We start from the raw sequence: 21,068 nt of genomic DNA on the forward strand, positions 1-21,068 counted from the left end.
CGATGCGACTGGAAACGCTCACGACTTTCGCGCGCGCCTGGATTCCGGGGCCGACGGTCGTCGACGGAAAAGAACGCCTGCGCGCCGTCGGCGGCGCGGCGCTGGGCCTGTTGTTCACGGCCCTGATCTGCCAGGTGGTGGCCGGGCCGTCGGCCAGCGGCAACTGGCTGATCGCCCCATTGGGCGCCAGTGCGGTGCTGGTGTTCGCGCTGCCGGCGAGCCCTCTCGCGCAGCCCTGGCCGGTGATCGGCGGCAATACGCTTGCGGCGCTGGTCGGCGTGGCCTGCGCCCGATGGCTGCCTGATGCGTGGTGGCTCGGGGCGGTCGCGACCGCACTGGCGATCGGGCTCATGTTCAGCTTGCGCTGCCTGCATCCGCCGGGCGGCGCGGTCGCCCTGCTCGCGGTGCTGACGCACACGCCGGACTTCCCCTTTACGATCTCTCCGGTGCTGACCGATTCCCTGCTGCTGGTGCTGGCGGGCGTGCTCTACAACACGCTGACCGGTCGACGCTACCCCCACGTTCAGATCGTCCCGCGACCGCCCGCCGGCGACACGCGCTTCAGCTCGGCCGATATCGATGCGGTGCTCGCCCGCTACAACCAGGTGCTGGACATCAGCCGCGACGACCTGGAGTCCCTGATCCAGCAGACCGAGATGGAATCGTGGCATCGCCGGCTGGGCACGGTGCGCTGCGCCGACATCATGTCTCGCGAGCCGGTGACGGTCGAATTCGGCACACCGCTGCAGGAGGCATGGGCGCTGATGCACGAGCGGCGCATCAAGGCGCTTCCGGTGGTCGACCGCACCCGGCGGGTGGTCGGCATCGTCACGCAAGCCGACTTCTTCCGGCACATCGACCTGCAGCACCACGAAGGCATCGGCGGCCGGCTGCGCGACTTCATCCGGGCGACGCGCACGGTGATGTCGAGCAAGCCCGAGGTGGTCGGGCAGATCATGACGCGGCAGGTGCGGGTGTCGAGCGAGGACCGGCCCATGGTCGAACTGGTGCCTTTGTTCTCCGAAGGCGGCCATCACCACATCCCGATCATCGACGGCGAGCGGCGGCTCACCGGGATGATCACCCAGTCCGATTTCGTGCGGGCGCTGTACCGCGCTGTCGGGCCGCAGGCCTAGACCGCTTTCCTTCGGCGACGCCCGGCGGCCAGTACCGGCCGTCGGCAAAGCGCTCCGCCAGAAAGTCGAGCAGCACACGCAGGGACGCCGGCATCTGACGCCGCGAGCCATACAGCCCGTAGACACCCAGCCCCTGCGCCACGGCGCCCGGCAGCAACGCAACGAGCTTCCCCTGCGCGATCGGCCCGGCCGCCGAATACACCGGCTGCATCGCGATGCCGGCACCTTCGATGGCCGCAGCGAGCAACACCTGCGACTCGTTCGCGCTGAGATTGCCGCTGACCGGCACGGCGATGTTTTCTCCCTGCTGCTCGAACTGCCACAGGCTCTTGCCGAAGTACGAATAGGTCAGGCAGTTGTGCGTGGCCAGGTCGTGGATGCTGCGGGGCGTGCCGTGCGCGGCCAGGTAGGCCGGCGATGCGCAGATGACGGACGCGCAATGGCCCAGCGGGCGCGCGATCAGGTTCGGGTCGAGGTCGTTCGTGATGCGGATCGCCAGGTCGATCCGCGCCTCGACGAGGTTCACCGGCCGCCCGTCGATGTGCAGGTCGATCGAAGCCAGCGGATAACGGCGCAGGTACTCCGCGACCGCCGACGCCAGTACATCCTGCGCGAGCGACTGCGCGCAGGCCACGCGCAGCAGGCCCCTCGGCACGTCGGCTTCGGCAGCGGGCGCTATCGCCATGTCGGCGGCGACTTCGAGCATGCGCCGGCAGCGCGCGAGCGTCTCCTCGCCTGCCTCCGTCAGGCTCAGGCGCCGCGTCGTGCGGTGCAGGAGCCGCGCACCGGCCCATTGCTCCATCTGCGCGAGGTAGCGCGTGACCATGGCGCGCGACATGTCGAGGGCTTCGGCGGCGCTGGTCATGCTCGCGCGCTCGGCGATGCAGACGAACACTTCGGCGGCGATAAGGCGGTCCATATTCGATCGATCCAGGCAACAAACATTTGCATGCTAAGTGCTTTTTCGATCGGATCAAGCAACATAGGATCGTGGCCGAACCAACCAATCCCAGGACGCCACATGAGCAAGATCGCCATCCTCGGTATCACCGGCCGCGCCGGCTCGCGCATCGCGAACGAACTGCTGCAACGGGGCCATGCGGTCACCGGCATCGCACGCAAGGTCGAAGTCGCCGAAGCGCGACCGGGCCTGACGCTGAAGACGGCGGACGCGACCTCCGTCGATGCGCTGGTCCCGCTGCTGCGCGGCCATGACGCGGTGATCAGTGCCACCCATTTCGCGGGCGGTCCCGACGCCGCGACCCTCGCCGCGGCGGCCACGCAGGCTGGCGTGCCTCGCCTGCTGGTCGTCGGCGGTGCCGGAAGCCTCGAAGTCGCGCCCGGCAAAGCGCTGCTCGACACGCCCGGGTTCCCCGACGCCTACAAGGCGGAAGCGCAGGCCGGCGGCGCAATGCTCAAGGCACTGCGCGCCGAAAAGGCGATCGACTGGACCTTTCTCTCGCCCTCCGCGCTGCTCGCACCCGGCGAGCGGACCGGCAAGTTCCGGCTCGGCGGCGACAGCCTGCTGAGCGACGCGAACGGCAAAAGCTGGATTTCGATGGAGGACTACGCGATCGCGATGGCTGACGAAGTCGAGGCACCGCGGCATTCGCGAGAGCGCTTCACCGCAGGGTATTGAAAACACCCCCAGGCTCGCCCGCTTCGTGTGGCCGCCCACCCCATCAAGGGGGCAATGCCGGCGGACCGGTGGAGCCGGTTCCGCGGCATTTCTGGGATGAAAGGCCCTGCTGGCAAGCGGCCGCTATTGCTCCAGGTGTTTTTTCATGGCTTGCATGCCTGCCTGGATCATGGCGCTGATGGGCTGCTCCATGTTGTCAGGCAGCAGGTCGGCGATCCAGACGAGTCGGCTGTGCGTCGCGTCTTCGGCGAACACCTGCAACGACGCGTTGTGATGCGTCAGGCGCTCGCCAGTGGCGGACCAGACCACGCGCCGCGCGGTGTCGTCGAGATCCACGATGACTTCGCGCGCTACCAGGCCATTGGCGAAGGTCACGATTCGGGCGTCGCCATCGAGCTTGCAGTCGGTCATGAAGCCCGGCACGAGCCGATGGTGGATTTCGCCGACATCGCGAACGGCGTCCCAGATCTTCTCGGCGCTCGCCGCCACCTGTATTTCCTGTCGAATGGATGCCATGGCTGTCGCTCCAGCGAGGAAAGAAAGCGGGCAGTTTAAGGCGCGCGCATGCCGCCGCACCGGCCTATCGCTTGACCCCCAGCAGCCGCTCCAGAACTTCGGGCTGTGCGCTCAGGGTCGCGGCATGGTCGGCATGCACCACGGTGCCGTGGTCCAGCACGACGGCCTCGTCAGAGATCGCGAGGATCGCCTGCGGATGCTGCTCGACGACGATGGCGGCCAGGCCCTCGTCGCGGGTGATGCGGCGGATCGCACGCAGGAGTTCTTCCACGATGATCGGCGCAAGGCCTTCGAGCGGCTCGTCGAGCAGCAGCAAGGTGGGATTGACCACCAGCGCGCGCCCGACGGCCAGCATCTGCTGCTCGCCGCCCGACAGCTGCGTGCCCAGGTTGCCCTTGCGCTCTGCGAGGCGCGGGAACATCTCGTAGACGCGCTGCGGATTCCACTTGCCCGGGCGCTCGACCGCCGTCAGGTTCTCGTGCACGGTCAGCGACTTGAAGATGTTCCGCTCCTGCGGTACCCAGCCGATGCCGGCCGACGCGCGCTGGTGCGGCGACAGCTTGTGCAACGCCACGCCACCCAGCGTGATGGTGCCGCCATGCTGGCGCGTCGCGCCGGCCAGCGTGTTGATCAGCGTGGTCTTACCGGTGCCGTTGCGGCCCAGCAGGGCGAGGGTCTGGCCCTGCCCCAGCGAGAGCGCGATGTCGTGCAGCACGACCGCTTCGCCGTAGCCGGCACTCAGGTTCTCGATGCGCAACAGTTCAGACATGCGCGGCTCCATGGCCCAGGTAGACCTCTTTAACCTTCGGGTCGTTGGCGATCGTGTCGGGGTCGCCTTCGGTCAGCAGCGTGCCGTTGACCAGGACGGTCATCCGATCGGCGAAGCTGAACACCAGGTCCATGTCGTGCTCGATCAGCAGCACGGACACATCCGCCGGCAGTGCGGCAACCGTTTCCAGCAGTTCCTCGCGCTCGCCCGCCGGTACACCGGCCACGGGCTCGTCGAGCAGCAGCACGCGCGGCTCGCAGGCCAGCGCGATGGCGATTTCCAGCAGGCGGCGCTTGCCATAGGCAAGGTGTTTCGTCTGCTGCTGCGCGACGTCCGCGAGCCGGAACTGCTCCAGCAGCGTCCCTGCCCGCTCGGCCACCCGCTTCGACGCACCGAGCGGCTTCCACCACTGGCCGCCCAGGCGCGTGTGCTGCGAGACGACCAGCGCCAGCGTCTCCAGCGGCGTCATCGAATCGAAGAGCTGGTTGATCTGGAAGGTGCGAACCATGCCGCGCGACACCCGGCGGTGCGGCGCGAGACGCGTGATGTCCTCGCCTTCGAGCACGATGCGGCCTTCGGTCGGCGTGAGCACGCCCGTCAGCAGGTTGATGAGCGTGGTCTTGCCGGCCCCGTTAGGGCCGATCAGCGCATGGCGCGCGCCGCGCCGGAGGTTCAGGGAGACGTTGTTGGTGGCCGTGATGCCGCCGAAGCGCATCACCAGGCCCGTCGCCGATAGGACGGTGTCGTTCACGGCGGCGCTCATGGCTTGGCACTCCCGCGCGCGCCGAACCAGGTCCAGGGCCTGAGAAGCCGGTCGCGACCGACGAGCACCAGCAGCACCAGGATCAGGCCGATCCAGAACATCCAGTACTGCGGCGTGACGGTGGAGAGCGTGTCCTGCAGCAGCTTGAACACGATCGCGCCCGCGATGCCGCCATAGAGCCAGCCCACGCCGCCGATAACCAGCATCAGCAGCACGTCGGCCGAGCGGTCGAAGGCCAGCACGTCGAGCGAGGCGAAGCCCGTGGTCTGCGCGAGCAAGGCGCCCGCGGCGCCCGCGATCGCGGCGGCGACGGTGTAGATCACGGCCAGCCGCGACACGACCGGAATGCCGATCGCCATCGCGCGCAGGCGGTTGTCGCGGATCGCCTTCAGCGTCGCGCCGAAGGGCGAATGCACCAGCCGCCGCATCAGCAGAAAGAGCAGCAGCATCACCGAGAGCGAATACCAGGCCGCCGTGCGGCCATACAGGTCGAAGTCGAAGAGGCCGAGCACCGGCCCCATCACAACGCCCTGCAGCCCGTCCGCGCCGCCGGTCAGCCAGTCGAGCTTGTTCGCGAGTTCGAGCAGCAGCAGCGCCGTGCCGAGCGTGACCATCAGCCGCGTCAGGTCCGTCCCGCGCAGGATGGTGACGCTCGCAATGGCGCCCAGCGCGGCGCACAGGACGATGGCGACCACGAGCCCCACCGTCGGGTCCGGCATCACGAGCTTCGCGAACAAGGCGGCGGTGTAGGCGCCGAAGCCGAAGAAGGCCGCGTGCCCGAGCGAAACGATGCCCGTGTAGCCGAGGATCAGATCCAGCGACATCGCGAACAACGCGACGATCGCGATCTCGTTGATCATCAGCGCATGCGAGGGCAGGAGCAGAGGCAGCACGAAGGCAATGGCCCAGATCGCGAATTCCCACGGCCGCCAGCGCGCCTTGCGCAGCAATCCAGCTTGGAAGTCCATCAGCGGCCTCCCTTGCGCGTGAACAGGCCCTGCGGCCGCCACATCAGGATCATGATCATCAGCAGGTAGACCGTGAAGGCGCCCATCTTCGGAATGAAGTACTTGCCCGCCACGTCCGCGATGCCCAGCAGCAGCGCGGCCAGCAGCGGCCCGGTGATCGACGAGGTGCCGCCGACGGACACCACGATGAGGAAATAGATCATGTACTTGAGCGGAAAGGTCGGATCGAGTCCCAGGATCTCGGCGCCCAATGCACCCCCGAGGCCGGCGAGCCCCGACCCCACGGCAAAGGTCATCAGGAACACCACGTTCACGTTGATGCCCAGCCCCGCCGCCACGCGCGGATCGTCGACCGCGGCGCGCAGCCGGCTGCCGAAGCGCGTCTTCGAGAGGATCAGTTGCAGCACCACCGTCAACAGCGCGCACAGCACGATGATGAAGATCCGGTAGTGCCCCATGCCCAGCATGAACGCGCCGTCACCGATCTCGGTGCGGCCGCGCAGCCAGTCGGGCAGATGGATGTTCTGCTGCGACGAACCAACGAAGTAGTCGATCCCCGCCACCGCCATGAACGCCAGCCCGATCGAGAACAGCACCTGGTCCAGGTGCGGCTTCCCGTACATCGGCCGATAAAGAGTGCGCTCCAGCAGTGCGCCCACCAGTGCCACCACGATGAAGGCCAGCGGCAGGCAGGCGAGGAACGGCACCCCCAGCTTCTGCATCGCGAACACCGTGAGGTACCCGCCCGCCATCGCAAAGGCGCCGTGCGCGAGGTTGATGAAGTTCATCAACCCCAGCGTCACCGCCAGCCCCACCGCCAGCACAAAAAGCAGCATGCCGTAAGCAATGCCATCAAACAGAATCGTCAACATAAAAAGTTGGGCTCGCCCCCAGGTTGCCCGCACTTCGTGTCGGGCGCCCACCCCCTACCGGGGGCAACACCTGCGGCCCGGCTGAGCCGGTTCCGCGGTGTTCCCCGACGGGCGCCGGGCAGGTTCATGCGTGCAGAGGGATTCGCTTCCTATTTGTCAGGGTTTCGCCTTGCCGGGATCCTTGACGGCCTTGATCACGTCGAACTCGACGTTGTAGAGCTGGCCGTCCTTCTTCTCGACCTTGCGCAGGTACACGTCCTGCGTGATGTCGCGCGTTTGCGCGTCGATCAGCACTTCGCCGCGCGGGCTTTCGAAGACCTGGCCCTTCATGGCCGCGAGCAGTGCATCGCCGCCGCCCTGGCCCTTGGTGGTCTTGAGCGCCTCGTAGATGATGCGCATGCCGTCATAGCCGCCGACGGCCATGAAGTTGGGGCGCATGCCCTTGTTGGCCTTCTGGAAGGCGTCGACGAACTTCTTGTTCATCGCCGACGGGTGCGCCGCCGAGTAGTGGTGCGTCGTGACCACGCCGAGCGCGCCGTCGCCCATGTCGTTGAGCTGATCGTCATCGGTCACGTCGCCGGTGGCGATCATCTTGATGCCGGCCTTGTCCATGCCGCGCTCGAGGAACTGCTTCATCACCGCCGCGCCGGCGCCGGACGGCACGAAGACGAACAGCGCGTCGGGCTTGGCATCACGCACCTTTTGCAGGAAAGGCGCGAAGTCCGGATTGCGCAGGGGCACGCGCAGCGACTCGATCACCTTGCCGCCGTTGAGCTCGAAGCGCTCCTTGAAGTATTTCTCGGCATCGTTGCCGGGGCCGTAGTCGCTGACCAGCGTCACCACCGACTTGATGCCGTTCTTGGGTGCCCAGTCACCCATCGCGACGGAGACCTGCGGCAGCGTGAAGCTGGAGCGGACGACGTACGGCGAGGCTTGCGTGATGCTCGACGTGGCGGCGGCCATCACGACCAGCGGCGTCTTCGACTGGGTCGCGATGGGCGCGGCGGCCAGCGCGGCCGGTGTGACGCCAAAACCGGCGAGCACGTTGACCTTGTCGTTCACCACCAGCTCCTGGGCCAGGCGCTTCGTGACGTCAGGCAGCGCGGTGTCGTCCTTGACGATCAGCTCGATCTTCTTGCCCGCCACGGTGTCGCCGTTCTGTGCCATGTAGAGGCGCGCCGCGGCTTCGATCTGGCGGCCGGTGGACGCCTGCTGTCCGGTCATCGGCAGGATCAGGCCGATCTTGAACGTATCGGCGGCATGGGCCAGGGGAATGGCCAGCGCGATGGCGGTCAAGCTGGCGGCCTGGACGAGGTGGCGACGTAGCATAAAGCTCTCCTTCATGGATGGATGCTGGAACGGGGGATATTGTGACCAGATGCAAACGCACCGGAAGGACGGCAAACACCTAGCTTGCCGACGATGAAGATGTTTTCTGCGCGATCAGCAATTGGGCCGCGCGATCATCGCGCAAACGCTGCGGCGACTCATGGACTTTCGGGTCGCCAGGCGGAATCGAGCGTGATCGTGCCGACCGCGCGCGACACGCAGGCGCAGATGCGCTGGCCCGATTGCTTCTCGTGTTCGCTGAGGAAGACATCGCGATGGTCGATTTCCCCATCGACCGCGAGGACATCCATGGCGCACAGGCCGCACTCGCCGCGACGGCAGTCCCACAGGGTCTGGACGCCCGCGGCTTCGAGCGCTTCGAGCAGCGTGCTGCCGGCCGGGACCGTGATCGCCATGTCGTGGCGCGGGATGCGGACCTCGAAAGCCTGCGCCGCGAGCCGGCCGCTGCTGCCAAAGGTCTCGAAGCGAAGGTCCGCCGGCGCGCGGCCGGCAGCGGCCCAGGCGCGCTTGACCGTTTCGAGCATCGGGACCGGTCCGCAGGTGTAGAGCTGGCCGCCGGGCGGAAGCGCCGCGATCTCGGATGCGAAATCGATCGCCGCGCTGCCGGCATGCGCCTGCACGCTGGTCGTTTCGCAGGCGCCGAATGCCTCTTGCAGTGCCGGCAGATAGGCCAGTTCCTGCTCGCTCCGCGCGCCGTAGAGCATGCGCACTTTCACGCCGCCACGTTGCGCCAGCGTTGCCAGCCGCTGCGCCATGTAGACCAGCGGGGTGATGCCGATGCCGCCCGCCACCAGCAGGTAGCCGGGTGCGGTGAGGTCGAGGCCGAAATGGCTCTGCGGCTCGCTCACCAGCAGGCGATCGCCCGTCGCAAGCCGCCACATCGCGAGCGATCCGCCACGGCCGTCGTCCAGACGCTTCACCGCAATGCGCCACGCCCGACCGTCGGGTGCTCCGACCACCGAATAGGAGCGCGTTTGCATGCGCCCCGAACCCGGTTCGCCGACCAGCACCTGCACCTGCAGATGCGCGCCGGGCTCGTGCCCGGCGACGATGCCGGATTCGGGCGTGATCTCGAACTCGCGCACCGTCGGGGTGAGGTCGCGGCAGGCGGTGATGCGCGCCGGCATCCAGTGGATATCGCTTTTCATCTTGAAGCTTTTTCAGGCCCGGCGGCGGATGAGCTGCACGCCCGGCAAGGGATGGTTCTGCGCGCCATGCAGCGCTTCGCGGAGGTTGCGCTGGGCAATGCGGCTGTGCTCGCGCATCAGCGCCTCGGCGCGCGAGCCTTCGCGGTTCTCGATCGCGTCGAGCACCTGCCCGTGCTGGTCCTGCGCGATCAGCAGCATGTCGCGCGCGGCGGGCGAATTGGCCTGGACGACGACGAAACCCGAGGGCGACGCGAACGGCAGATTGATCACGCGCTCCAGCTGCTGCGCGATCAGCGGGCTGCCCGACATCTCGGTCAACAGCCGATGGAACTCCTCGTTGTAGGCGACGTAGCGCGAGAACGCCGCATCGTCGAGCGCAGCGTCGCGCAGCAGCTCGTCGATGCGTTTCAGGCAGGCGCGCGCCTCGCGCAACACCACAGGCGGCGCGCCCCGCTCGGCCGCCAGGCGGGCGGACAGCCCTTCCAGCGTGCCGCGCAGTTCGATCGCGTCGGCGACATCGCGCTCGGAGAAAGTGCGAACGGCATAGCCGCCGTTCGGCAAGGCCTCCAGCAGGCCTTCCTGTTCGAGTCGCATGAGCGCGCTGCGCACTGGCGTCCGGGAGACACCCAGCAGCTCGGAAATCGCGACCTCAGCAATGCGCGCGCCGCCCGGCAGTTCGCCGGCGAGCACCATCTCGCGCAATCGCAGTTGGGCCTTGACCGCCTGCGACCCACCGGCTTCGGCGGGTTCGCCCACAGCGGACGCCGTGGCTGTGCTCACGCGCGCTCCGCCACGGCGGGCTGGATCGGAATGGTCGTCGCACGCGGCTTCTCGCGCGCGACCATCTGGTCGATGAGCCGCCGCGCCCACATCGCGCCGGCATCGATGTTCAGGTTGTAGAAGCTGTAGTCCGGCCGCTCGTCGATGGCGCGCTGCTGCGCTTCGAGCACCACTTCGTCCTCGCGGAAGATGCCTGCCACGCCCTCGCGCAACTCGTGCGTCAGGCGCTGCTCGCCGATGCAGTAGTTCCGCGCAAAGGCCCAGAAGTAGAGGCAGGTCTTGTCGGTTTCGGGCGTGATGGTGTTGAGCACGTAGCCGTTGACGCCCTTGCTGCGGTCGCCCGGCTGGCCATCGCGCGGCACCGCGCCGGTGCCCGCCTCGGCCACGCCAACATCGATGTTGACCGTGCAGGGCCCTTCGAAGCGAATGATCTGCCAGCGATCGACCTTGCCCCGGTAGCCGTGCGCATGGTGGATCTGCCCAGCCCAGAACGGCGGCGCATCGATGTTTTCCATCCAGCGCGTGACGGTCGCCGACCGATCGCCGTGGGTCGCCACGAAAGGCGCCTCGGCCACTTCGCGGTTGCCGATCGACGAGCCGTGCACGAAGGTCTCGTGCGTCAGGTCCATCAGGTTGTCGACGACCAGCCGGTAGTCGCATGCGACGCGGATCATCTTGCCGTCACCGGCCCATTCGGGGTCGTCGTTCCAGTGCATGTCGGGCACCAGTGACGGATCGGCCTTGGCCGGATCGCCCGGCCACACCCAGACGAGGCGGTGTTTCTCGACCACCGGATAAGCGCGCACGCAGGCCGACGGATTCAAGGTCTCCTGACTGGGCATGAAGGTGCAGCGCCCCTGGCTGTTGTAGACCAGCCCGTGGTAGCCGCAGACGAGCTCGTCGCCTTCGAGCCGACCGAGCGACAAGGGCATCAGCCGGTGCCAGCACGCATCCTCCAGCGCGGCGACCTGCCCATCGGTGCGCCGGTACATCACGAGTTTCTGGTTGCAGATGGTGCGTGCCAGCAGGGCGTGCTTGACTTCGACGTCGTACGCGGCGGCGTACCAGGCGTTCAGCGGAAATGGGCTCGTAGGGGCATTCATGGATACTGACTGTATACATTAGAGGCGTGAAATCCAGTCTTTTGGACCAATTTCAGGGTAAACACCAGTCTTTCTGTATCCACAACAGGGGTGCCCTGAGCGGATACGATCGACCGTTCTATTCCAGATTCGACGGAGCCAACCCATGTCCCAGCACGCCGCCCTGCCTGCCCGCTACGACCACGTCGGCAGCTTCCTGCGCCCCAAATACCTGCTCGAAGCGCGCGAACAGAAAGCCAAGGGCGAGATCACGCCCGAGCAACTTCGCAAGGTCGAAGACAAGGCCATCACCGAGATCGTCAAGTTCCAGGAAGACGTCGGCCTCAAGAGCATCACCGACGGCGAATTCCGCCGCACGTACTTCCACATCGACTTCCTCGAGCAGCTCGGCGGCGTGAAGACCGACATCCCGGTCACCATCCGCAAGCCCGACGGCACCGAGGAACTCGCACCGCCCGTGATGCGCGTCATCGACAAGGTGCGCCATGCCAAGAACATCCAACTCGCCGACTTCCAGTACCTCAAGAGCCAGGTGTCGGCGGGCAACACGCCCAAGGTCACCATCCCCTCGCCCACGATGCTGCACTTCCGCGGTGGCCGCGCCGGCATCAGCAAGGAGGCCTACCCCGAACTCGACCCGACCTTCTACGACGACGTCGCGAAGGCCTACGGCGACGAACTTCGCTCGCTGGCCGAAGCCGGCTGCACCTACGTGCAGATGGACGACACCAACCTCGCCTACCTCTGCGACGAGCGGATGCGCGAAGCCGCCCGCCAGCGCGGCGACGACCCCAACGAGCTGCCGCACCGCTACGCCGCCTTCATCAACAAGGTGGTCGCACAGAAACCGGCCGGCATGACCCTCGCGATGCACCTATGCCGCGGCAACTTCAAGAGCACCCACGCGGCGGCCGGCAACTACGAGCCCGTGGCCGAGGCGCTGCTGAAGGAGATGGACCTCGACGCCTACTTCCTCGAATACGACGACGCCCGCTCCGGCGACTTCCGCCCGCTGCGCTTCCTGCCCAAGGGCAAGACCGTGGTGCTGGGCCTGGTGACCACCAAGTTCGGCGAGATGGAAGACAAGGACGAACTCAAGAGCCGCATCGAGGCCGCCGCCAAGTACGTGTCGCTCGACCAGCTTGCGCTGTCGCCGCAGTGCGGCTTCTCGAGCACGGTGCACGGCAACAACATCGCCGTGGAAGCCCAGCGCGCCAAGCTGCGTTTGGTCATCGAAACCGCGCAGGAGGTCTGGGGGAGCTGAGCTCGCCCCCAGGCTTCGCGCACTTCGTGTCGCTTCGCCTACCCCCTGCCGGGGGCAACACCAGCGGCCCGGCGAAGCCGGTTCCGCGGTGGTTCTGAGCTCGCCCCCAGGCTTGCTCACTTCGTGTAGCCGCCTACCCCCTGCCGGGGGCAACACCAGCGGCCCGGCGAAGCCGGTTCCGCGGTGTTCCGCGACCGGGCTGGATGAGTTGGTTTGATTTGGCGCGCCGGTGAAGTAGGCTTCGGGGCATGAAGCTCTTCACCGGTCCGCTCAGCATGTTCGGCGCCAAAGCGCAGATCGCGTTGCTTGAAAAGGGGCTGGCGTTCGAATGCGTCATGGTGCCCTTCGACCGGGATGACAACTATGAGCCGAAGCACCCAGAGGTGCTGCGGGTCAACCCGAAGCGGCAGGTGCCTGTGCTGATCGACGGCGACGTAGAGCTCTTCGACTCGACGCAGATCTTCGAGTACCTCGAAGACCGTTCTCCCCTCCCCCCGCTCTGGCCTGCCGACGTCGCGGCCCGGGCGCGGGCCCGGCAGCTGGAGCTCAAGTCGGACGAGGTCTATTTCCCTCTTGTGGTGAAGCTCTTCGGGCTTCAGCACGACATGCAAAGCGCCGCGGCCGTGGCGGCCTGCGGTGCCTGCGCCCGCTTCCATGAAGAACTGGATCGGCTGCTGGCCCAGCGCGACTATCTCGCGGGCGACTATTCCTACGCCGACATCGCGTTCTACATGGCGCACGTGTTCGCCGACCGCAAAGGCGCGGGGATGACCGAGGCCACGCCGCGGCTGGTGAAGTGGCGCGATCGCGTAGGCGCACGGGGTGCAGTGCGCCAAGTGGTCGGCGCGATGATGGGCTTCCTTGCCTCGGAGGGCCGCCCCGTACCCGCCTTCCTGCAGCATCTCCGCACGTGAACCGGCTCGACGACCTGCTCGACGAGCTATTGGACTGGCTCCCTTCGCCGTCGCAGCACCTGCTGGTCGTCACCTTCGCGCTGCTGGTGTACGTGCTGACGACGCGCGCACGGCGCGAGCAGCGGGCGCCCACCACGGCGATCGCGTGGGTCATGGGGCTGGTGCTCGTGCCGTACATCATCTTCCCGATGTACCTGATGTTCGGCCAGCGCAAGCTGCGGCCGACCGGCTCGCCTCGGCCGCCGAGGTCCGCACCGGCGGGCCACTGGGCCGCCGACCTGATCGAGAGCTTCGGCCTCGCCGCGCCGGGTCGCTGCACCCCGCGTTTTCACGCCGACGGCGGCGCCGCGCGCGACGCTTTGTTCGAAGTGATCGAGGGCGCAAGCCAGCGCCTCGACGTATGCACCTTCATCATCGGGGACGACGCATTGGGTCACGAGGTGATCAATCGGCTGTCGCGCCGGGCGCGCGAGGGCATCAAGGTGCGCGTGCTGCTCGACGGCTTCGGCGCGCTGTCGCTGCCGCGCTCGCACTTCGACGCACTGCGCGAAGCAGGCGCCGAGGTCGCGGTGTTCCGCCCCATCTTCAGTCTGCGCCGCACCGGACCGCGCAACCTGCGCAACCATCGCAAGCTGACCATCGCGGACGACAGCCGGATGTGGTCGGGCGGTCGCAATCTCGCGGGCGAATATTTCACCGGCAACGACGATCATCCGATCCCTTGGCGCGACCTTTCCTTCGACCTGCAGGGCAGCGTGGCGGCGGCGGCGGCGCGGCAGTTCGACCATGACTGGGCCTCGGTGCGCAAACGCAAGCCGCGCGCGATCTCGGCGGACGACGACCCTTCAGCGGAGGGCTTCGCGCAGTTCCTCCCCAGCGGCCCCGACCAGACCGAAGACACGGCGCATGCGCTGCTGATCGACGCCTGCTTTCGCGCCGAGCATCGGGTGCTGGCGATCACCCCCTACTTCGTGCCCGGCGACGGTTTGCGGGACGCCTTGCGGCTGGCGGCTCGGCGCGGGGTGCAGGTCACCATCGCGATGCCCGCGCAATCGAACCACCGGCTCGCCGACTTCGTGCGCGCCCGCGCGATGCGCGACCTCGCGCGCGCCGGCGTCATCTTCCGCATGCTGCCCTTCATGGCCCATGCGAAGGCGGTCGTGGTCGACGACAACCTGGCGCTTTGCGGCTCGATCAACCTCGACATGCGCAGCCTGTTGCTGAACCACGAGGCAGCGGTGGTGTTCTATGGCAACGACGAGGTCGAATGGCTGGCCCAGTGGATCGAGACCACCTCCTCCGCCGGCGAGTCCTACCGTGCGCGCAGGCCGGGCCTGATGCGCGACGTGGCCGAAGGGCTGCTGCTCACGATCGCTTTCCAGCTCTAGCCTTGTTCGTGTAGCTCGCATTGCCCAGCCCCGTGCCGATGGTCAGCACGGCCCAGCGCTTCACGTCCTGCATGAAGGGCAGCTCGCTCAGGCCCTGGACCACGGCGTCGTTGTGCATCAGCACTTCGGTGGTCTCGCCATGGATGGTCGGGATCCGCTTGCACAGTTCGCTGGGCAGATGGAAGGTGTCGCCTTCCCAATCGCCTGGGAGGTTCTGCGTGCCGCGCGAGATCGAACCGTCCTTGCGGATCAGCCCCGGGCATCCGATGCCGATGAAGGGCGCGAGCCGGATGCCCTTCTTCTTGCAATAGCGCACCTGGGATTCGATCATTTCCGCGAGATGGTCGATCAGTTCCTTTCGGCTGGGCCCGTCATCCTTGTGGCGCCACTTCTCGCGACGCATCACCTTGGCCTTCGACAGGTCCTTTGCACGGTTACGCCGCGTCTTGACGATGCCGCAGCGCACATTCGTGCCGCCGATGTCGAGCGCGAGGATCGCGTCGTACTTCTTCAGCATGGCCCGCGGCGTGAGGTGAACCCAGCCCAGCAGGCCGCCGTCGTCAGTCTCGTGACAGATGCGCGCAAGTTGCACCGAAACTTTCATGTCCTGGAGGATCGCCGCTGCCTGCAGGATCGCGCGCTCGCCGACGTCGCTCTCCGGAAAGCCGCCGCCGATCACGATCCGCTCGACGCCCTTCCACGAAGGCTGGCGCATGAAGCGATCGATCACCCAGGCCAGTTCTCCAGCGAATTCCTCGATCGCGGCGTGCACCACGTCGGCCGCCTCGGAGGCCCTGGCTTCGCCCAGCGCCGCGTCCAGCGCGCGCTTGCTGAGGTCCTTGGAATGACGGCCGCCCAGCGGATCCTTGCCCTTGCGGCGGCGACGCTGGCGCCAGCGTTCGAGCAGTTTCCGGAATGCGGTCTGGCTGGCCTGGTCGCCGATGAAGCCGTCCTTGTCGCGAACCTGAAGGCTGTAGCCCTCGACGACGACGGAGGGCAGTTCGCGTGCGCCATGCACGTCGGGAAGCGGAAGCAGGTCACGTTCGGATGGCATCGAATCTTTCATCGCGGTGGAATCAGTCGGCGGTGGTGTCCAGTATCAGGCGTGCAGTTTCCTCCGGCGCGTCCCAGTGCGGAAAGTGGCCGCAGCGCTCGAACCAGTGCAGGCGCGCATCCGGAAAAAGCTGCTGCGCCCGCGCCGCCTGCCGGGGCAGGCAGATGCGGTCCAGCCGTCCCCAGCCGATCACCATCGGCTTGGCGATGCTGCCGATTGCAAGCCCTTCCAGCGGCGCGGCACGCACCAGGTCGCGAAGTATCACGCTGAAGGATTCCGCCGACGCGTAGCTGCGCATCTCCTCCAGCACGAGCGCCGGCGACAGCCGGGTCGGCTGGGCCGAGAACTGCGCCAGCAGCAGCTTGCGCGACCATTCGTGCTCGGCGATCGCGGGCATGGCGAACCTGAGACCCCGTACCAGTCGCCGCGAGAAGCAGATCGAAGTTTGATAGATGTAGCGCTCCCACCCGGCCCAGAACCCGCCCGGCCCCAGCGAAACGACGGAGCCCAGGACACCACCCCGCTCCGCGAGTTCAAGCACCAGCCGGGCGCCCAGCGAACTGCCGACCGCATCGGTGCCGATCAGGTCATGTTCCTTGAGGAACTGGGCGACCGCGTTGCCGAGCGTGCGCACCGACACCTCCCCCGCGAGCGGAGGGCTCTTGCCGAAGCCCGGCAAGTCGATCGCCACCACGGCGCGTTCGGCAGCCAGCGGATTCAGGACGGTCTGCCACGAGCGCCAGCTGCTGCCCAGTCCATGCACGAGCAACAGGGGCTTCCCTTCACCGCGTCGGACGTAGTTGATGAGCACGCGTTCACTTTGCGTTCATCCATGCCCTCGCAGCGACAGCAGGCCGCACGACCCGGTGTAGGAGAACGAGCCAGCCCCACAGCGCGCCGATACACTGGGCCGATGCTTTCGTCGCGCCGCCCATGGCTCGCCGCCCTGATCTGCCTGGGTCTGCTCTGCGCTGCCACGTTCGCGCGCGCGCAGGCGGAAAGCCTGCGCATCGGTTCCAAGCGCTTCACCGAGTCGTACATCCTGGCCGAGGTGCTCGCGCAGACCGCAGCGCCGCAAACGCCGACACCGCCCATCGTCCGGCAAGGGCTGGGCAACACCGCGATCGTCTATGAAGCCCTGCTCTCGGGTGGCATCGACCTTTACGCCGAATACACCGGCACCATCGCCCTGGAAATTCTCAAGAGCCCCCAGTCGATGACGCGCGAAGCCATGAACGCGGCCCTCTTGCCGCTCGGCCTCGGCGTTGCGATTCCGCTCGGCTTCAACGACGGGTATGCGCTGGCCATGCGGGCCGCCGATGCCGACCGCCTCGGCGTGCGCACGCTGAGCGATCTGGCGAATCACCCCGAGCTGAAGCTCGGCCTGTCCAACGAGTTCATCGGCCGCGCGGACGGCTGGCAGGGCCTGGCCACGCGCTATGGATTCAAGCAGACGCCGACCGGCCTGGACCACGGGCTCGCCTACGACGCGATCGCCGCGAAGCAGATCGACGTGATCGACATCTACACCACCGACGCCAAGATCGACCATCTCGGCCTGCGCGTGCTCCAGGACGACCTCGGCTACTTCCCGCGCTACGACGCTGTCGTGCTCTACCGTCTGGACGTCACGACGCGCGCGCCCAAGGCCTGGGCGGCGCTCCAGAAGCTTGAAGGGCGCATCGACGAGCGCGCGATGATCGCGATGAACGCACGTGCCGAACTGCAGGGCGTGGCCTTCGACGTCATCGCCCGCGACTTCCTGGCGCAACAGGGCCAGGGCGTTGCGAAGGCGGCCCCGGCCGGTGCCCAGGACGCCGGCTCGCGCGGCTTCATGGCCAAGCTGCTCGGCCCCGACCTCGGCCGGCTGACGCGGCAACACCTGATGCTCGTCGCGGTGTCCGTCGGGCTCGCGATCCTCATCGCGGTGCCGCTGGGCGTCCTGGTCTTTCCTCATTTGCGGACGCGCGCGACAGTGCTCGGGCTGACGGGCCTGCTGCAGACGGTTCCTTCGCTCGCGATGCTCGCCGTGCTGATCTCGCTGATGGGCGCGATCGGCACGCTGCCGGCGCTGGTCGCGCTTACGCTCTACGCGCTGCTGCCGATCATGCGCAACACCGTCACCGGGCTGGCCGAGGTTCCCGCCGGATTGCGGCAGGCAGGCACTGCCCTCGGCATGACCGGGGTGCAGAACCTGCAGGTCGTGATGCTGCCGCTGGCGCTCCCCACGCTCCTTGCGGGCGTGCGCACCGCGACGACGATCGCGATCGGCACGGCGACCATCGCGGCCTTCATCGGCGCCGGCGGCTTCGGCGAGCGCATCGTGACCGGGCTTGCGCTCAACGACCGCGAATTGCTGCTCGCAGGCGCCGTACCGGCCGCGGTGCTGGCGCTGCTGAGCGAGGCCTTGTTCGAGACCATCGACTACGTGATGCGCCGGCGCATGCAAGACTGAAACCGCCCACCTGGAGGATCCTTCGTCCATGAACATCGTCATCACCGGCGGTGCCGGCTTCGTCGGCGCACGACTCGCCCGCACCCTGCTCGCTCGCGGGCATCTCACCTTGGCCGGTGCCACGCCTGCGTCGATCGAGGGCATCACGCTCGTCGACCGCGTGGCACCACCTGAAGATCTGGCGCAGGATCCGCGCGTGACCGCGGTCGTCGGCGATCTGAACGAGTTGCTCACCAGCGCGCCCGAACGCGCTGTGCCGCGCGACACCACGCTGCTCTTCCACCTGGCCGCGGCGGTCAGCGGCGAATGCGAGGCCGACTTCGATCTCGGCATGCGCAGCAACTTCGCCGCCACCAATGCACTGCTCGACGCCTGCCGCAAGCTGGGCACCGTGCCGACGCTGGTCTTCTCGAGCTCGCTCGCCGTGTACGGCAATTCGCCCGAGCAGCCCTTGCCCGAGGTCATCACGGACAGCACCCTGCCCACGCCGCAGACCAGCTACGGCATCCAGAAGTTCATCGCCGAACAGCTGGTGGCCGACTACACGCGCAAGGGCTTCATCAACGGCCGGAGCGTGCGGCTGATGACGGTCAGCGTGCGACCGGGCATGCCCAACGGTGCGGCCTCTGGCTTCTTCAGCGGAATGATCCGCGAGCCGCTCGCCGGCGTTCGCGCGGCCTGTCCTGTGGCGGACGAAACGCCGGTGGCGATCGCGTCGCCGACGCGCACCATCGAAGGGCTTGTTCGCGCAGCCGAAGCGAGCGACGCGCAATGGGGACCGCGCACTGCGCTCAATCTCCCATCGCTGTCAACCACCGTCGGCGAGATGGCCGCGGCACTCGGCCGCGTCGCGGGAACCACAGCGACGAACCTGCTCGACCGCACGCCCGACCCTGCGATCCGCCGCATCGTGAAGAGCTGGCCCGGACGCTTCGAGACCGTGCGCGCGCGTGCGCTCGGGCTCGACGCCGACGCGAGCTTCGATGACGTGATCCTCGAATACGTCCGCGAGAATCCGGGCGCGATCAAGGTGTCCGTGCAGGCGCCGTCAGGCTGAACGAATTCGGCGGCCGGCGTGCCGCCAATCCCTTACACTCATTCCCGTCAGGAGAGAGCCCCGCGACAGCGGTGCCGCCGAAGGCGCAGGTCCCCCCATCACAAGGGCCCGAACGCTCAGGCAAAAGGACTGACGAGGCGCCCCTCCACACGGGCGTTTCCTTGCTGGAGAGAGGCGGCCCGTCATCGAGTCGGAGGGCCGTCCACCGAAGGAGCAAACCCCGATCGTGGGGCGAATCTCTCAGGTAAAGCGGACAGCAGGGGTGGCCCATGGCTTCGGTCATGGATCTGGACTGCCCCTTTGGAGAGTGCCTTGGCCTCCGCATCGACCGACGATCTTCTGAAGACACCGCTTCACGCCCTGCACGTGGAACTTGGCGCCCGCATGGTTCCCTTCGCGGGCTATTCGATGCCGGTGCAATACCCCGCAGGCCTGATGGCCGAGCACCGCAACACGCGCGAGGCCGCCGGCCTGTTCGACATTTCGCACATGGGCCAGTTGCGCCTGGTCGGCCCCGATGCGGCGGCAGCCTTCGAGACCCTGATGCCGGTCGACGTGATCGGCCTCGCGCCGGGCAAGCAACGCTACGGCCTGTTGCTCAACGACGAGGGCGGCATCCTCGACGACCTGATGTTCTTCAACGAAGGGCACGATTCGCTGTTCGTGATCGTGAACGGCGCCTGCAAGGTGGCCGACCTCGCGCACATCACGGCGAAGATCGGCCAGCGCTGCCAGGTCCTGCCGATGCCCGACCAAGCGCTGCTGGCGCTCCAGGGGCCGCAGGCCGCGGCGGCGCTCGCCCGGCTGTCGCCCGGCGTCGAGCGCTTCGTCTTCATGACCGGCGGCGCCGTGCAGATCGGCGGCCTTCCGGCCTTCGTCACGCGCAGCGGCTACACGGGCGAGGACGGCTTCGAAATTTCCGTCGCGGCCAAGGATGCGGAAGCCCTGGCCCGCCTGCTGCTCGCCCAGCCGGAGGTCAAGCCCGTCGGGCTGGGCGCGCGCAATTCGCTGCGCCTCGAAGCCGGGCTCTGCCTCTACGGCAACGACATCGACGAAACCACCACGCCGGTCGAGGCATCGCTCGGCTGGGCGATGCAGAAAGTGCGGCGAACGGGCGGCGCACGCGAAGGCGGCTTTCCCGGCGCGGCGCGGATCCTCGCGCAACTCACGGCCGCCAGCGGCACGGCGGGCCACCTCGATCACGAGACGCTGAAGCGCAAACGCGTCGGCCTCGTGGCGCTGGATCGCGTTCCGGTGCGCGATGGCACGCTCCTTGAATCATTCGAAGGCGTCGCCATCGGCCATGTGACCAGCGGTCTGCTCGGACCGACGGTCGACCGGCCAGTCGCCATCGCCTATGTCGCGCTGGCCTATGCGGAGCCGGGCACGCGCATCCAGGCCGTCGTGCGGGGGAAGCCCGTGCTCATGGAAGTAAGCACCATGCCTTTCGTTCCTGCCCGCTACTACCGAGGCTGACCCCACCAATACCCAACTACCCAAGGAGCTTCATTCATGACCATCAAGTACACCAAGGACCACGAGTGGGTCAAACAGGACGATGCAACGCTCGTCACCGTCGGCATCACGGTGCATGCGCAGGACGCGCTGGGCGACGTGGTCTTCGTCGACCTGCCGGAAGTCGGCAAGACCTTCAGCCAGGGCGAGGTCGCGGGCGTGGTCGAGTCGGTGAAAGCTGCGGCCGATGTGTTCATGCCGGTTTCGGGCGAGATCACCGAGGTCAACGAGGCGCTGCGCGCCGACCCGTCGCTCGCCAACAGTGCGCCAATGGATGCCGGCTGGTTCTTCAAGGTCCGCGTCAGCGACGCGACCCAGCTCGAAGCGCTGCTGGACGAAACCGCCTACGCCAAGTTCGCCGAAGACAACTGATCCTC

At 67.3% G+C, this 21,068-nt stretch carries 21 protein-coding genes and 2 riboswitches; of the genes, 9 read left to right on the plus strand and 12 right to left on the minus strand.

The window, feature by feature from the left end; translation table 11 throughout:
- Window positions 1-2: 2 nt before the first annotated feature.
- Window positions 3-1,136, plus strand: coding sequence for an HPP family protein (locus tag ACSFBL_RS05965; protein WP_435514823.1), 1,134 nt, complete (start codon window positions 3-5; stop codon window positions 1,134-1,136).
- Here the strand turns inward: ACSFBL_RS05965 and ACSFBL_RS05970 are convergent.
- Entirely contained in the window at window positions 1,081-2,055 is a 975-nt protein-coding gene (locus ACSFBL_RS05970) for a LysR family transcriptional regulator (RefSeq protein WP_435514824.1), read from the minus strand. The genes ACSFBL_RS05965 and ACSFBL_RS05970 overlap by 56 nt on opposite strands.
- A 102-nt stretch (window positions 2,056-2,157) precedes the next feature.
- Between ACSFBL_RS05970 and ACSFBL_RS05975 the strand changes: the two genes are divergently transcribed.
- Window positions 2,158-2,775, plus strand: coding sequence for an NAD(P)-dependent oxidoreductase (locus tag ACSFBL_RS05975; protein ID WP_435514825.1), 618 nt, complete (start codon window positions 2,158-2,160; stop codon window positions 2,773-2,775).
- Window positions 2,776-2,898: 123 nt separating this feature from the next.
- On the opposite strand, the gene ACSFBL_RS05980 is transcribed toward ACSFBL_RS05975, so the two are convergent.
- The 9 genes from ACSFBL_RS05980 to ACSFBL_RS06020 form a co-directional block, all read right to left on the minus strand.
- Entirely contained in the window at window positions 2,899-3,291 is a 393-nt protein-coding gene (locus ACSFBL_RS05980; RefSeq protein ID WP_435514826.1) for an SRPBCC family protein, read from the minus strand.
- Window positions 3,292-3,355: 64 nt separating this feature from the next.
- Window positions 3,356-4,060 (minus strand): ABC transporter ATP-binding protein, encoded by a 705-nt coding sequence (locus tag ACSFBL_RS05985; protein WP_435514827.1) that lies wholly within the window; start codon window positions 4,058-4,060, stop codon window positions 3,356-3,358.
- A complete protein-coding gene (locus ACSFBL_RS05990; protein ID WP_435514828.1) occupies window positions 4,053-4,823 on the minus strand; it encodes an ABC transporter ATP-binding protein in 771 nt (256 codons plus the stop codon). The genes ACSFBL_RS05985 and ACSFBL_RS05990 overlap by 8 nt, the downstream gene beginning before the upstream one ends.
- A complete protein-coding gene (locus tag ACSFBL_RS05995; protein ID WP_435514829.1) occupies window positions 4,820-5,791 on the minus strand; it encodes a branched-chain amino acid ABC transporter permease in 972 nt (323 codons plus the stop codon). Before ACSFBL_RS05995 ends, ACSFBL_RS05990 begins: the two co-directional genes overlap by 4 nt.
- The gene (locus ACSFBL_RS06000; RefSeq protein ID WP_435514830.1) at window positions 5,791-6,663 is read right to left on the minus strand and encodes a branched-chain amino acid ABC transporter permease; all 873 of its coding nucleotides are present in this window, start codon (window positions 6,661-6,663) and stop codon (window positions 5,791-5,793) included. The genes ACSFBL_RS05995 and ACSFBL_RS06000 overlap by 1 nt, the downstream gene beginning before the upstream one ends.
- A 156-nt stretch (window positions 6,664-6,819) precedes the next feature.
- A complete protein-coding gene (locus ACSFBL_RS06005; RefSeq protein ID WP_435514831.1) occupies window positions 6,820-7,992 on the minus strand; it encodes an ABC transporter substrate-binding protein in 1,173 nt (390 codons plus the stop codon).
- 158 nt (window positions 7,993-8,150) lie between these two features.
- Complete coding sequence (locus tag ACSFBL_RS06010) at window positions 8,151-9,161, minus strand: PDR/VanB family oxidoreductase (RefSeq protein WP_435514832.1); 1,011 nt, start codon at window positions 9,159-9,161, stop codon at window positions 8,151-8,153.
- Window positions 9,162-9,173: 12 nt separating this feature from the next.
- Window positions 9,174-9,941, minus strand: a complete 768-nt coding sequence (locus ACSFBL_RS06015; RefSeq protein WP_435514833.1) for a GntR family transcriptional regulator — start codon at window positions 9,939-9,941, stop codon at window positions 9,174-9,176.
- Window positions 9,938-11,044 (minus strand): aromatic ring-hydroxylating dioxygenase subunit alpha, encoded by a 1,107-nt coding sequence (locus ACSFBL_RS06020; protein ID WP_435514834.1) that lies wholly within the window; start codon window positions 11,042-11,044, stop codon window positions 9,938-9,940. The genes ACSFBL_RS06015 and ACSFBL_RS06020 overlap by 4 nt, the downstream gene beginning before the upstream one ends.
- Window positions 11,045-11,189: 145 nt before the next feature.
- Between ACSFBL_RS06020 and ACSFBL_RS06025 the strand changes: the two genes are divergently transcribed.
- The 3 genes from ACSFBL_RS06025 to ACSFBL_RS06035 all read left to right on the plus strand — a co-directional run bounded on the left by ACSFBL_RS06025 (window position 11,190) and on the right by ACSFBL_RS06035 (window position 14,610).
- The gene (locus tag ACSFBL_RS06025) at window positions 11,190-12,308 is read left to right on the plus strand and encodes a 5-methyltetrahydropteroyltriglutamate--homocysteine S-methyltransferase (protein WP_435514835.1); all 1,119 of its coding nucleotides are present in this window, start codon (window positions 11,190-11,192) and stop codon (window positions 12,306-12,308) included.
- Between the two features lie 248 nt (window positions 12,309-12,556).
- The gene (locus ACSFBL_RS06030; protein WP_435514836.1) at window positions 12,557-13,222 is read left to right on the plus strand and encodes a glutathione S-transferase family protein; all 666 of its coding nucleotides are present in this window, start codon (window positions 12,557-12,559) and stop codon (window positions 13,220-13,222) included.
- Window positions 13,219-14,610, plus strand: a complete 1,392-nt coding sequence (locus ACSFBL_RS06035; RefSeq protein ID WP_435514837.1) for a phospholipase D-like domain-containing protein — start codon at window positions 13,219-13,221, stop codon at window positions 14,608-14,610. Before ACSFBL_RS06030 ends, ACSFBL_RS06035 begins: the two co-directional genes overlap by 4 nt.
- Here ACSFBL_RS06035 and ACSFBL_RS06040 read toward each other — a convergent pair.
- Both ACSFBL_RS06040 and ACSFBL_RS06045 read right to left on the minus strand, forming a co-directional pair.
- The gene (locus tag ACSFBL_RS06040; protein ID WP_435514838.1) at window positions 14,588-15,664 is read right to left on the minus strand and encodes an ROK family protein; all 1,077 of its coding nucleotides are present in this window, start codon (window positions 15,662-15,664) and stop codon (window positions 14,588-14,590) included. The genes ACSFBL_RS06035 and ACSFBL_RS06040 overlap by 23 nt on opposite strands.
- Before the next feature lie 22 nt (window positions 15,665-15,686).
- Window positions 15,687-16,475: an alpha/beta fold hydrolase gene (locus ACSFBL_RS06045; RefSeq protein ID WP_435514839.1), complete on the minus strand. Its 789-nt coding sequence runs from the start codon at window positions 16,473-16,475 to the stop codon at window positions 15,687-15,689.
- A gap of 102 nt (window positions 16,476-16,577) precedes the next feature.
- Between ACSFBL_RS06045 and ACSFBL_RS06050 the strand changes: the two genes are divergently transcribed.
- From ACSFBL_RS06050 to gcvH, 4 genes are all read left to right on the plus strand, one after another.
- Window positions 16,578-18,119, plus strand: a complete 1,542-nt coding sequence (locus tag ACSFBL_RS06050) for an ABC transporter permease/substrate-binding protein (RefSeq protein WP_435514840.1) — start codon at window positions 16,578-16,580, stop codon at window positions 18,117-18,119.
- Window positions 18,120-18,147: 28 nt separating this feature from the next.
- Window positions 18,148-19,176 carry a D-erythronate dehydrogenase gene (denD, locus tag ACSFBL_RS06055; protein ID WP_435514841.1) on the plus strand — a complete coding sequence of 343 codons (1,029 nt, stop codon included), beginning with the start codon at window positions 18,148-18,150 and terminating at the stop codon, window positions 19,174-19,176.
- Between the two features lie 38 nt (window positions 19,177-19,214).
- Window positions 19,215-19,318, plus strand: a riboswitch (glycine riboswitch).
- A gap of 12 nt (window positions 19,319-19,330) precedes the next feature.
- Window positions 19,331-19,443: riboswitch (glycine riboswitch) on the plus strand.
- 45 nt (window positions 19,444-19,488) lie between these two features.
- Window positions 19,489-20,652 (plus strand): glycine cleavage system aminomethyltransferase GcvT, encoded by a 1,164-nt coding sequence (gene gcvT / locus ACSFBL_RS06060; protein WP_435514842.1) that lies wholly within the window; start codon window positions 19,489-19,491, stop codon window positions 20,650-20,652.
- Window positions 20,653-20,688: 36 nt separating this feature from the next.
- Window positions 20,689-21,063 (plus strand): glycine cleavage system protein GcvH, encoded by a 375-nt coding sequence (gcvH, locus tag ACSFBL_RS06065; protein ID WP_435514843.1) that lies wholly within the window; start codon window positions 20,689-20,691, stop codon window positions 21,061-21,063.
- The last annotated feature ends 5 nt before the right edge of the window (window positions 21,064-21,068 follow it).

Source organism: Variovorax glacialis (genome assembly GCF_051216375.1).
Taxonomy (GTDB): Bacteria; Pseudomonadota; Gammaproteobacteria; order Burkholderiales; family Burkholderiaceae_C; genus Variovorax.